An 11396-nucleotide genomic window follows, 5' to 3' on the forward strand; every position below is an offset into this window, starting at 1 on the left:
GGAAAAATCCAGCCCCGCCGGCGTTTGAGGCGCGGGGTCTGGGGCGGAGCCCCAGGACACGGCGCGGCACGTGCCCTGGACCCGCCGCCGAGCGCAGCGGACTGGCAGGGTGAGGGAGTGGATCAGCTAGCGCTCTTGTTCGTGCTCCTGCTGGGAGCCGTGGTCACCGTGCCGCTCGGGGATCGGCTGGGGCTGCCCGCGCCGGTGCTGATGACGCTCGGCGGGGTGGTGCTCGCCCTGGTGCCGGCCGTACCCAATGTCGACATCCCGCCCGAGTACATCCTGCCGCTCGTGCTGCCCCCGCTGCTCTACGCCTCCGTGCAGCGGACCTCCTGGAGACAGTTCGCCGCCAACGTGCGGCCCATCTTCCTGCTGGCCGTGGCGCTCGTGTTCGTCACCACCGCCGCCGTGGCCGCCGTCGCGCACGCCGTCGTGCCGGGTCTCCCGATCGCCGCGGCCGTCGCGCTCGGCGCGCTGGTCGCGCCGCCCGACCCCGTGGCCGCCACCGCCGTGGCCGGATCGCTCGGGCTGCCCCGCCGGATGGTGTCGATCCTGGAGGGCGAAGGGCTGTTCAACGACGTCACCGCCATCGTGCTCTACCACGTGGCCATCGCCGCCTCCGTGAGCGGGAGCTTCTCCTGGCCCGCGGCGCTCGGGGAGTTCGTGCTCTCGGCGGTCGTGGCCGTCGCGGTCGGGCTCGCGCTGGGATGGGCCGCCAACCGGCTCATGGGGCGGCTCGGCGATGCCACGCTCCAGATCGGGCTGACCCTGCTGGTGCCCTTCGTGGCCTACGTGCTGGCCGAGGAGTTCCAGGGCTCCGGGGTACTGGCCGTGCTGACCACGGCGCTGTTCCTCGCCGAGTACGCGACCGACGCCGACGACGTTCTGGGGCGGCTGGCCGGACACACCTTCTGGGAGGTGGTGGACATGCTGGTCACGGGCGTGGCGTTCGGGCTGATCGGGCTGGAGCTGCACAACGTCTTCGGCGTCGCCCGCGGCCGGGAGTGGGAGATGGCCGGGTGGGCGGCGGCCGTGGTCGCGGTGGTGGTCGGCGTACGGCTGGTGTGGCTGCTCCCGGCCGGCTGGCTCGCGAAGAAGCTGCATTCGCGGCGCGACTATGAGGAGGAGATCCCGCTGAGCTGGCGGGAGTCCGTGGTGATGTGGTGGGCCGGGATGCGGGGCGTGGCCTCGGTGGCGCTCGCGCTGGCCATTCCCTTCCGGACGGACGCGGGGGAGGCGTTCCCGGCCCGGGACCAGATCGTCTTCATCGCCTTCGCCGTGATCATGACGACCCTGGTGGTCCAGGGGCTGACCCTGCCGTGGCTGGTCCGCCGGCTCGGCGTGGAGGCCGACGCGGACGCGGAGGCGGACATCGCCCGCGCCCTCGCGATCCGCGCCGCCAAGGCCGCCAAGCGGCGGCTGAAGGAGATCGAGGAAGTGGAGGACCTTCCCGAGGACCTGGCGGAGATGCTCTACCGGCGGGCGTACGACGTGGGGGCGAGGATCAGCCCCGACATGGTCGATGAGGAGCGCCGGGAGGCCTACGCGAAGCGGGTGGAGCGGATCCGCGACGTCCAGCGGATCCAGCGGGAGATGATGTCCGCCGCCCGGCACGAGGTGCTTTCCGCGCGGAGCGAGCCCGGCGCCGATCCGGAGATCGTGGACCGGGTGCTCCGGCACCTGGACGTGCGCAGCCTGCGCAGCTCGTAGGTGCGTTCCCCGTCGAGCGGCAGCGCCGTGAACTCGTGGAAGCCGTCGAAGCCGCGCGGCCCGCTGAAGGCGAACCGCACCCAGGTGCCCGGCACGTGTGGCTGCGCAGCGTCGAGCGCTTCCAGGACGGGTACTTCGCCGCCCTCGGCAGCGACCCCGACCCCGCTCTCGCCGCCCGCGCCGCCGCTCGGCACCCTCGCAGAAGCCCTCGGCGCGGCCGGCCCGCAGGACCGTGACCGGGTCACCCTGGCCCTGATCGACCTGCCGCTGTCCGTGGTCCGCCGCCATCTGCGCGCCGGCCGCCCGCTGCCGCCGTACGCCGAGGACCTCGTCGAGGAATCCGTTACCAAGCTGCTGGCGGGCTAGACCTGGTAGCGCCCCGGTGCGAAGAGGTCCAGGTTCGCCGCTATCCACTCCGAGGTGCGGGTCAGGCCCTCCTGGAGGGAGACCTCCGGCTTCCAGCCGGCCCACTCGCGGGCGCGGGTGTTGTCCGACAGCAGGCGCATGACCTCGCTGCCCGAGGGCCGCAGCCGGCTCGGGTCCACGACCACCTCCGCGTCCCGGCCCGACGCGGTGATCAGGGACTGCGCCAGGTCGCCGATGGAGATCTCCTCGCCGGCACCGAGGTTGACCACCTCGCCCAGCGCCCGGTCGCACTCCGCGACCGCGAGGAATCCCGCGGCCGTGTCCGTCACGTACGTGAAATCGCGCGTCGGGGCGAGCGAGCCGAGCCGGATCTCGCGGGCACCCGAGTGGAGCTGCGCCAGGATCGTCGGGATCACCGCGCGCGCCGACTGGCGGGGCCCGTACGTGTTGAACGGCCGGACCACCGTCACCGGCAGCTCGAACGCGTGGTGGAACGACAGCGCCATCATGTCCGCGCCGATCTTCGACGCGGAGTACGGGGACTGCGGCTGGAGCGGGTGGCTCTCGGCGATCGGGGCCGTCAGGGCGGTCCCGTAGACCTCGCTGGTGGAAGTGTGCACGAGGCGGCGCACGCCGTGGCGGCGGCAGGCCTCGGCCATGTTCTCGGTGCCGGTGACGTTGGTCTGGACGTACGCGCCGGGGGAGGCGTAGCTGTAGGGGATCCCGATCAGCGCCGCCAGGTGGAAGACGGTGTCGCAGCCGGCGACCGCGTCGCTGACCCGGCCCGCGTCGCGGACGTCGCCCGCCCACATCTCGACCGGGCCGCCCGGGTCGGCCAGGTACCGGGCCAGGTGGCCCTTCTCCGCGTACGGCTTGTAGTGCACGAAGGCGCGTACCCTCGCACCCCGCGCCACCAGCAGGTCCACCAGCGTCGAGCCGATGAACCCCTCCGCGCCGGTGACGAGCACGGTCCGGTCGCTCCAGTCCGTCGCGGTCGTGGCCGTGGTGGTGGTCGTCATCGCCGTCGTCGTCATACGAGCTCCAAGGGGGAGAAGGTGGGGGAGGAAGAGGAAAGGGGGAAGCCCGCGACGCGCAGCACCTGCGCCGCCAGCAGTTCGGCGGCCCGCGCGTGCGGGCCCGGGTCGGCCGCACCGGCCATCGCGGACAGCCGGACCGGGTCCGCCAGCAGCGGGGCGAGCAGCTCCGCGAGCCGCCCGGCCGTGGCCTCGGCGTCCGCCAGCAGCAGCCCGGCGCCCGCGTCGGACAGCACCCGGGCGTTGTGGGTCTGGTGGTCGCCCGGGGCGTGCGGGTAGGGCACGAGGACGGCCGGGACCCCGGTCGCCGCGAGCTCCGCGACCGTCGCCGAACCGGCCCGGCACACCACCAGGTCGGCGGCCGCGTACACCAGGTCCATCCGGTCCAGGTAGGGCACGGCCCGCGCGATCCGCCGCCCGCCCGAGGCCGACAGCCGCGCCTCCGTGTCCGCCAGCGCCGCCGGACCCGTCTTGATCAGCAGCTGTACGTCGTCCCGTGCCTGCCAGGCCTCCGCCAGCCCGGCCGCCGCCGTGGTGAGGCGGACGGCGCCCAGGCTGCCGCCGTTGAAGACGACGAGCCGCCGCCCGGCCGGCACCCCGAGCGCGTAGCGGGCCTCGGCGCGCAGGGCCGCCTGGTCGGGGGCGGACAGGTTCGCCAGCCCGGCCAGCGCCGCCGAGATCGGCATTCCGGTGGTCAGCGCCCGCGCCCCGCCCGCCAGATGCTCCCGGCTGCGGTCGAAGGCCACCGCCATGTGCGGGGTGAGGCGGGCCGCGAACTGGTTGGCCCGGCCCGGTACCGCGTTCGACTCGTGGATCACGGCCGGGAGCCCGGCCATCCGGGCCCCGAGCACGGCGGGCGCGCTCGGGTAGCCGCCCATGCCGACGGCCACGTGCGCGCCCTGCGCCCGGATCACGGTCCGCGCCTGCGCGGCCGACCGCAGCAGAGCCGCCGGGAGGAGGTAGCGCTTGGCGCCGAGCGCCGGGTCGAAGGGGATCATGTCGACGGTGTGGAGGCGGTATCCGGCGGCCGGGATCAGCTCGGTCTCCAGACCGCGCTCGGTCCCGACGAACGAGATCACGGCGCCGGGTGCGGCGGCGCGCAGCGCCTCGGCCAGGGCCAGCCCGGGGTAGATGTGGCCGCCGGTGCCGCCCGCGCCGATCACAACGGAAAGCGGCCGGCGTGAGGGTGAGGGTGAGGGGGAGGAGGTCATGGACGCACACTCCCGGTGCGTCCTAAGAACGTTCTAAGAGGTTCTCTCAGAACCATTTGGGAGGCTTTGGCGCATGCAGCGGATTCTGGTGGTGGACGACGAGCCCGAGGTGCGGGCCGCCGTCGAGGACGGCCTCGCCGTCGAGGGGTACGAAGTACGGGGCGCGGCCGACGGGCTGGCCGCCCTGTCCGAGGTGGCGCTCTGGCAGCCCGACGTGGTGGTCCTCGACGTGATGATGCCGGTGCTGGACGGGCTCGGCGTGTGCCGCCAGCTCCGCGCGATGGGCGACCGTACGCCCGTACTCGTCCTCACCGCCCTCGATGCGGTCAGCGAGCGGATCGACGGACTGGAGGCGGGAGCCGACGACTACCTGGTCAAACCGTTCGCCCTCGACGAGCTCGTGGCGAGGGTACGGGCCCTCCTGCGCCGGGCCGCCCCCGACGACCTGGCCGGGGACGGGCACGCACTCTCCTACGGGGACCTCGTGCTCGACCCGGTGACCCGCACCGGGCGGCGCGGCGGGCGGCCGCTGGAGTTCAGCCGCACCGAGGCGGCGCTCCTCGAACTGCTCCTGCGCCACCCCGGCCAGGTGCTGCCCCGCGAGCTCGTCCTGGAGCTGGTGTGGGGCCGGGACTTCGGGCCGGACTCGAACTCGCTCGCCGTCTACGTCGGCTACCTGCGGCGGAAGCTGGAGGCCGGGGGCGAGCCGCGGCTGGTGCACACCGTGCACGGGGTCGGGTACCGGCTGGACGCGGCATGAGCGACCGGAACGGCCGGAGCGGCCGGAGCCGTCGGCGCCCGGGCGCCCGGTGGCGGCGCCGGCGGCCGCTGCGGACCCGGCTCGCGCTGGCGGTCACGGCGGCGGTCGCGCTGGTCGCCGTCGGCGTGTGCGCGGCGGCCTTCTTCGTCGTGCGCGGCGCGCTGTACGAACAGCTCGACCTCAGCCTCACCCAGTCGGCCCGTCTCGCGGCCCAGCGCAACCCGGATTCCGGGCCCGGGACTCTGAGCGGGGAGTGCCGGTTCCTGGCGGCGCCCGCCTGCTCCGAGGTGGTGCCGGCCGATCCGGCGAGCGACCCCGCCGCTCCGTACCTGCTGCCGGTGGCCCCGGCCGCGCGGGAGGTGGCGGGGGGCACGAAGGCCCCGTACTACACCGACATCGTGCACGTCGGGCATCCGGCGCGGATGCTGACCACCGACTACGCGAAGGGGCGGGCGCTCCAGGTGGCGCTGCGGGCGGACACCGTCGAGAAGGGCATCGCGCAGGCCGCGCGGTGGCTGGCGCTGGCGGGGGCGGCGGGGGTCCTGCTGGCCGCGCTGCTCGGCCACTGGGTCGCCCGGACCGGCCTGGCTCCGGTCACCCGGCTCACCGCCGCCGCCGAGCGGATCGCCGCGACCAGGGACCCGCGGCACCGGATCGAACTGCCCCCGCCCGGCCGGGAGGACGAGATCACCCGGCTCGCCGGGAGCTTCAACACGATGCTGGGGGAGCTGGAACAGTCGGTCACCGCGCAGCGGCGGCTGGTCGCGGACGCTTCGCACGAGCTGCGGACCCCTCTGACCGCGCTGCGGACCAACGCGGAGCTGCTGGCGCGGGGGGAACGGCTGACGGCGGAGCAGCGCTCACGGGCCTCGCTGGCGCTGGGGCGGCAGCTGCGGGAGGTGACCGGGCTGGTCAACGACCTGATCGAGCTGGCGCGGGACGAGGAGCCGCGATTGCTGGTGGAACAGGTGCGGCTGGCTCCGCTGGTGGAGCACTGCGTGGGAGCCGCGCGGGCCCACTGGCCGGGGGTGTCGTTCCGGGTCCGGGCGGAGGAGGGCGTGGTGGTGGCGGGGGTGCCGGCGCGGCTCAGCCGGCTGCTGGGGAACCTGCTGGACAACGCGGCGAAGTTCAGTCCGGGCGGGGCTGAGGTGGAGGTGGACCTCTCCGCTCCCGGCGGGCGGGCGGAGGTGACCGTACGGGATCACGGGCCGGGGATCGCGGACGCGGACCTGCCGTATGTCTTCGACCGGTTCTACCGGGCGGGGGCGGCGAGGGCGTTGCCCGGGTCGGGGCTGGGGCTGGCGATGGCTCGGCAGATCGCGCGGGCGCACTCGGCCGAGCTGACGGCCGAAGCCGCCCCGGGTGGGGGCGCGCTGTTCCGGCTGGTGTTCGGAGCCCCGGTCGGCTGAAGGCTGCCCTGCGGGGCTTGTCCCCTACCCGCCCTTCCACCGTTCCCTGGGCTCCGCCCAGACCCGCGCCTCAAACGCCGGCGGGGCTGAAATTGCCCCTACTGGTCACGGCCCCGGTCGGGGCACCGCCTCGGAGGTCGCGATGCGGGGCAGGGCGTACGGGTGGTGGGTCACCAGCCAGGTGATCAGGCGTTCGCGGACCGCGCAGCGGAGGGTCCAGAGGGCGTCGGCGTCCTTCGCCGTGACCACCGCGCGGATGTGGACCGTGTGCGGGGTGGTGTCCGTGACGGCCAGGGAGCCGGTGCGGCCGTCCCATTCCGGGACGGTCTTGAGGATCCGCTGGAGTTCCTCGCGCATCAGGTCCACCGGGGCGCTGTGGTCCAGGTGCCAGAACACGGTGCCCGTCATCTGCGCGCCGCCGCGCGACCAGTTCTCGTAGGGCTTGCTCGTGAAGTACGACACCGGCATCGTGATCCGGCGCTCGTCCCAGGTGCGGACGGTGAGGAAGGTCAGGGTGATCTCCTCCACCGTGCCCCACTCCTTGTCGACCACCACCGTGTCGCCGATCCGGACGGTGTCGCCGAAGGCGATCTGGAGTCCGGCGAAGAGGTTGCCCAGCGCGGACTGGGCCGCGATGCCCGCGACGATGCCGAGGACTCCCGCCGAGGCCAGCATCGAGGTGCCGACCGTGCGCATCTCCGGGAACGTGAGGAGCATCGCCCCGGCGGCCACCACGATCACCGTCGCCGTGATCACCCGCTGGATCAGCGTGACCTGGGTGCGGACCCGGCGGACGCGGGCCTCGTCCTCGGCGTCGGCCGCGTAGCGGGCGTAGACGGAGTCCACGACCGCCCTCACGATCCGCACCAGCAGCCACGCGGCCCCGGCGATCAGGACCAGGGTCAGGGCGTGCCCCAGAGTGTCCCTGCTGCGGCGCGCCACCTGGAGCAGGGAGGCGGCCAGGACCAGCAGGAACGGCGGCCGGCAGCGGCGCAGCAGCCCCCACAGCGGGGTCTCGCCGTGCCGGGCGTCGACGCGGCGCAGGGTCACGTCCAGCAGCCAGCCCGCGAACAGGGTGACGACCAGGGTCCCGGCCACGACGAGGATCGGGCGCAGGAGGGGGTGCGTGTCCATGGACATCAACGTAACCGGAGGCGGTCCGGCGCAGCTGGCACGATGGGGGCATGAACATCATGCTTTTCCATTCGACCTATGGGCTGCGGCCCGCGGTGTTGGAGGCGGCCGAGCGGCTGCGCGCGGCCGGGCACCAGGTCCAGGTGCCGGATCTCTTCGAGGGACGCACTTTCGGGACCGTCGAGGAGGGCATGGCCCACCAGGACGAGATCGGCCGCGACGAACTGCTCAAGCGCGCGGTGCTGGCCTCGGCCCCGCACTCCGACCAGGGGCTGGTCTACGCCGGCTTCTCCTTCGGCGGTTCGCTCGCCCAGCACCTGGCGCTCGCCGACGAGAAGGCGCGCGGGCTGCTGCTCCTGCACGGGACGGCCGACCTGGACGACGAGGCCTCGGTCGACGACCTGCCGGTCCAGCTGCACATCGCGGACCCGGACCCGTTCGAGCCGCACGACTGGCTGAACGCCTGGTACCTGCGGATGCGGCGGGCCGGGGCGGACGTGGAGGTCCACCGCTACCCGGGGGCCGGACACCTGTTCACGGACCCGGGGCTGGACGACTACGACGCCGAGGCCGCCGAGCAGGCCTGGACGGCCGCGCTCGGTTTCCTCGACTCCCTTTAGGGGCACGTGCGAAGACGGGGCCCCGCGTGCGGGGCCCCGTCCTCATGTGCGTCAGGCGCGGTACGCCGTCCAGCTGCTCTTCATGCGGCTCACCTGGCCCGCGGTGAACTGGTACATGCAGGAGTCGTACGTGTAGTCCATGAAGTTGTGGATCGGGTCCACACCGCTCGCGGTGCAGGTGTCACGGCCGGTCGGGCACTCGAAGGCCGCGCTCGCCTCGGCCGGGGTGTCGGAGACCGAGTCGCCGCTGCCCGTGCAGCCGCCCTGGAAGGTGTGGTAGAGCCCGAGCCAGTGGCCGATCTCGTGGGTGGCGGTGTCGCCCTCGTTGTAGTTGGTGGCGGAGCCGCCGGGGATCGAGCTGTTGAGGATGACCACGCCGTCCATCTTGGGCTGGGAGGCGTAGGAGCTGGGGAAGGTGGCCCAGCCGAGGAGTCCGCCGCCGAGGTTGGCGGTGTAGAGGTTCAGCGCGTTCTTGCCGCCCTTGCGCAGGGCGGTCTTCATGTCCTTCTCCGCCTTGGTGCCGTCGGAGACGGTGTACCAGGTGGAGTTGTTCGTGTAGTCGGTCCCGGCGAGGGAGAACTGGAAGCCGGAGTTCACGTTTCCGCTGCCCTGGCCGGCGTACGCGGCGTTGAGGACCGAGATCTGCCCGTTGATCTGCGCGGCCGTCAGGTTTCCGGCGCTGCCGGAGGTGATGACGTGCACGTACACGGGGATGGTGATGGTGGCCGCGGCGGCGGTGCCGGCGGACGGGGCGGCCCGCAGGCCCTGGTTCTTGGCGTTCACCGCGGCGAGCTTCTTCGCCAGGTCGGCGTTCATCGCCTTGACCTGGGTGTCGCTGAGCTCGTCGGAGTCGGGGGCGTGCGCGTCCTTGGGGCGGGCTACGCGGGCGTTGGCGGCGGCGGCGGCGCCCCCCGCGGCCTGCTCGGCGCACGCCTCGGCCGGGGTCCTGGCCGTGTGGGACGGGGCCGCGGCGACGGTGGTGGGGGCCGTCATCGGGGCGAACGCCAGGGTGCCGGCCACGAGGGCGGTGCCCATGAGGCGGCGGCGGAGCAGGGGGGATATGCGGGCGGCAGCGCGCACGTTGACTCCTCGGAGCATGGTGGGGGACGTGAGTGGGGAATCCTCACGCGGCGCCGAGCTTACGTGTGCATGTCATCCGGTCGGCAAGGCCTCGGAAGTTAAAGATTTGTTGCGCGCGATGGCGGAGGGGCGCCTCCTGTGCACCAGGCGCCCCTCCGGACAACAGAAATGACGGACGATCAGCCGGTCGGCCGATCGGCCGATCAGCGCACCGGCTGGTCCGCCCGCTCCACCTTCTGCGTCCCGTTCAGCGTCCGGTACGAACGCTCCCAGGAGGTGGTCGCGTCCTGGCGCCGCTTGTCGGAGACCACGTAGTAGTCCATCTGGGAACGCTCGGCCGTCACGTCCAGGACGCCGTAGCCGTGAGCGTCCATATCCAGCCACTTCACGTGCCGGTTGGCGGCCTTGATCGCCGCCTCCGCGACCAGCGAGGCGGTGCGCGCCGGCACGTGCAGCAGGTCGTCGATGTTGTCCGAGGTCACCGAGGTCACCACGAACTCCACGCCCGCCGACTTCGACCACGGGTAGGTGGCCGCCGTCACCGGGACGTCGTTCGCGAACGCCATGTGGATGTCCCCGGTCAGGAAGACGGTGTTGCGGATGTTGCGGTCCGTCAGGTGGCCCAGCAGCTCCCGGCGGTCGTCCGTGTACCCGTCCCACTGGTCCACGTTGATCGCGAGTCCGCCGGTGGGCAGGCCCAGCAGCCCCGTGAGCGGCTCCAGCAGGTGCGCGGGCAGCGCTCCGAAGGCCAGCGGCGAGATCATCACCGAGGTGCCCACCAGCTTCCAGGTCGCCTGGGAGCCCGCCAGCCCCGCCTTCAGCCAGTCCAGCTGGGTCCGCCCGGTGATGGTGCGCTCCGGGTCGTCCACCTTGCCGCTGCCGACGCCCGCCTGCTGCGAGCGGAAGGTCCGCAGGTCCAGCAGGAGCAGATCGGCCAGGGTGCCGAAGCGCAGCCGGCGGTAGACGGTGCCCTCGGTGGAGGTGCGGACCGGCATCCACTCGAAGTAGGCGCGGCGGGCGGCGGCGGCGCGGGTCGCGAAGTCGCCCTCGGTGGCCGGATCGTGGTTCTCGGCGCCGCCGGACCAGCTGTCGTTGGCGATCTCGTGGTCGTCCCAGATCGCGATGATCGGATGGGCCAGGTGGAGGGCCTGGAGGTCCGGGTCCGTCTTGTACTTGCCGTGCCGGGTGCGGTAATCGGCCAGCGTGAGGATCTCGTGCAGCGGCGCGTGCTGCCGTACGACGTACTTCGCCTCGGGGTAGCCGCCGGTCTTGTACTCGTAGATGTAGTCGCCCAGGTGCAGGACCGCGTCCAGGTCGGCCCGCGCGGCCAGGTGGCGGTACGCGGAGAAGTAGCCGGACTCCCAGTTCGCGCAGGAGACCACTCCGAAGCGGACCTGCGGGGTGGTGGTCTCGGCGGCGGGGGCGGTGAGGGTCCGGCCGACCGGGGAGACGGTGCCCCCGGCGGTGAACCGGTACCAGTAGGCCGTCTGCGGCCGCAGTCCCCGTACGTCGGCCTTGACGGTGTGGTCGGAGTCGGCGCTCGCGGTGACGGTGCCGCGCGCGACCACCCGGGAGAAGGCCTTGTCCTCGGCGAGCTCCCAGTCCACCGCGGTGGCCGGGCCCGCACCGGAGCCCGGTACGGCCGCGGCGGTCGGGGTGACGCGGGTCCACAGCAGGATCCCGTCGGGCAGCGGGTCGCCGGAGGCCACGCCGTGCAGGAAGACGGGGGCCTCGGCGGCGGCGCCCGCGGCGCCCGCGGCGGACGGTGCGCTCTGCGCGGCCTGGGCGGTCCCGGAGGCCAGCGCGGTCATCGGGCCGAGGGCCGCCGTGGCCGCGGCGGCCAGGACGACCGTGCGGCGGTTAGGGGTCGACGGGGACGCCGACTCCTGGGCAGGGGAGGAGAGTTGACTGGTCACGGATGATCATATTACCGACGGGTACAGGCTCCGGAACAGTACGGGAAAGCAACGGGCGGGGGGGCGCGGAGATGGAGGACCCCCCGCGCGGGGGGCGGCGGGGGGGCGGGCCCCCAGGGCGAGTCTGTATCGCCCCCGCTAGCCCCCCGGCGCAGG

The 11396-nt window shown here is 73.4% G+C and carries 9 protein-coding genes and 1 pseudogene; 5 read left to right on the forward strand and 5 right to left on the reverse strand.

Annotated elements, in window-relative coordinates; all coding sequences use genetic code 11:
- Window positions 1–117: 117 nt before the first annotated feature.
- Window positions 118–1710, forward strand: coding sequence for a Na+/H+ antiporter (locus tag ACFXDJ_RS34610; protein ID WP_384663123.1), 1593 nt, complete (start codon window positions 118–120; stop codon window positions 1708–1710).
- A gap of 95 nt (window positions 1711–1805) precedes the next feature.
- Window positions 1806–2076, forward strand: a pseudogene (locus tag ACFXDJ_RS34615) (TetR/AcrR family transcriptional regulator); the annotation flags it as partial.
- Here ACFXDJ_RS34615 and ACFXDJ_RS34620 read toward each other — a convergent pair.
- Together ACFXDJ_RS34620 and ACFXDJ_RS34625 are read right to left on the reverse strand one after the other, a co-directional pair.
- Entirely contained in the window at window positions 2073–3095 is a 1023-nt protein-coding gene (locus ACFXDJ_RS34620; RefSeq protein ID WP_384663125.1) for an SDR family NAD(P)-dependent oxidoreductase, read from the reverse strand. The pseudogene ACFXDJ_RS34615 and the gene ACFXDJ_RS34620 overlap by 4 nt on opposite strands.
- 11 nt (window positions 3096–3106) lie before the next feature.
- Window positions 3107–4321: a glycosyltransferase gene (locus ACFXDJ_RS34625; RefSeq protein ID WP_384663118.1), complete on the reverse strand. Its 1215-nt coding sequence runs from the start codon at window positions 4319–4321 to the stop codon at window positions 3107–3109.
- 73 nt (window positions 4322–4394) lie between these two features.
- On the opposite strand from ACFXDJ_RS34625, the gene ACFXDJ_RS34630 reads away from it, so the two are divergent.
- Both ACFXDJ_RS34630 and ACFXDJ_RS34635 read left to right on the forward strand, forming a co-directional pair.
- Window positions 4395–5081, forward strand: a complete 687-nt coding sequence (locus ACFXDJ_RS34630) for a response regulator transcription factor (protein WP_384663119.1) — start codon at window positions 4395–4397, stop codon at window positions 5079–5081.
- Entirely contained in the window at window positions 5078–6490 is a 1413-nt protein-coding gene (locus ACFXDJ_RS34635) for a sensor histidine kinase (protein WP_384663121.1), read from the forward strand. Before ACFXDJ_RS34630 ends, ACFXDJ_RS34635 begins: the two co-directional genes overlap by 4 nt.
- 105 nt (window positions 6491–6595) lie before the next feature.
- Here the strand turns inward: ACFXDJ_RS34635 and ACFXDJ_RS34640 are convergent, their stop codons facing one another.
- Window positions 6596–7624 carry a mechanosensitive ion channel family protein gene (locus ACFXDJ_RS34640; protein ID WP_384659237.1) on the reverse strand — a complete coding sequence of 343 codons (1029 nt, stop codon included), beginning with the start codon at window positions 7622–7624 and terminating at the stop codon, window positions 6596–6598.
- Between the two features lie 50 nt (window positions 7625–7674).
- Between ACFXDJ_RS34640 and ACFXDJ_RS34645 the strand changes: the two genes are divergently transcribed.
- On the forward strand, window positions 7675–8244 hold the full coding sequence (locus tag ACFXDJ_RS34645; protein WP_384659240.1) for a dienelactone hydrolase family protein: 570 nt from the start codon (window positions 7675–7677) through the stop codon (window positions 8242–8244).
- A 51-nt stretch (window positions 8245–8295) separates the two neighbouring features.
- Here ACFXDJ_RS34645 and ACFXDJ_RS34650 read toward each other — a convergent pair whose 3' ends face one another.
- Window positions 8296–9279, reverse strand: coding sequence for a zinc metalloprotease (locus tag ACFXDJ_RS34650; RefSeq protein WP_384659242.1), 984 nt, complete (start codon window positions 9277–9279; stop codon window positions 8296–8298).
- A 248-nt stretch (window positions 9280–9527) separates the two neighbouring features.
- On the reverse strand, window positions 9528–11135 hold the full coding sequence (locus tag ACFXDJ_RS34655) for an alkaline phosphatase D family protein (protein ID WP_384659245.1): 1608 nt from the start codon (window positions 11133–11135) through the stop codon (window positions 9528–9530).
- Window positions 11136–11396 lie beyond the last annotated feature (261 nt).

The sequence above is a fragment of the Streptomyces sp. NPDC059443 genome (genome assembly GCF_042750105.1).
Classification (GTDB): domain Bacteria; phylum Actinomycetota; class Actinomycetes; order Streptomycetales; family Streptomycetaceae; genus Streptomyces.

What these genes read in the sequence shown, in the direction of transcription:
- ACFXDJ_RS34655 (WP_384659245.1), bottom strand. Translation starts at nt 11,135, where the DNA reads ATGACCGCGCTGGCCTCCGGGACCGCCCAGGCCGCGCAGAGCGCACCG.
- ACFXDJ_RS34620 (WP_384663125.1), bottom strand. Translation starts at nt 3,095, where the DNA reads ATGACGACCACCACCACGGCCACGACCGCGACGGACTGGAGCGACCGG.
- ACFXDJ_RS34630 (WP_384663119.1), top strand. Translation starts at nt 4,395, where the DNA reads ATGCAGCGGATTCTGGTGGTGGACGACGAGCCCGAGGTGCGGGCCGCC.
- ACFXDJ_RS34645 (WP_384659240.1), top strand. Translation starts at nt 7,675, where the DNA reads ATGAACATCATGCTTTTCCATTCGACCTATGGGCTGCGGCCCGCGGTG.
- ACFXDJ_RS34625 (WP_384663118.1), bottom strand. Translation starts at nt 4,321, where the DNA reads ATGACCTCCTCCCCCTCACCCTCACCCTCACGCCGGCCGCTTTCCGTT.
- ACFXDJ_RS34650 (WP_384659242.1), bottom strand. Translation starts at nt 9,279, where the DNA reads ATGGGCACCGCCCTCGTGGCCGGCACCCTGGCGTTCGCCCCGATGACG.
- ACFXDJ_RS34640 (WP_384659237.1), bottom strand. Translation starts at nt 7,624, where the DNA reads ATGGACACGCACCCCCTCCTGCGCCCGATCCTCGTCGTGGCCGGGACC.
- ACFXDJ_RS34635 (WP_384663121.1), top strand. Translation starts at nt 5,078, where the DNA reads ATGAGCGACCGGAACGGCCGGAGCGGCCGGAGCCGTCGGCGCCCGGGC.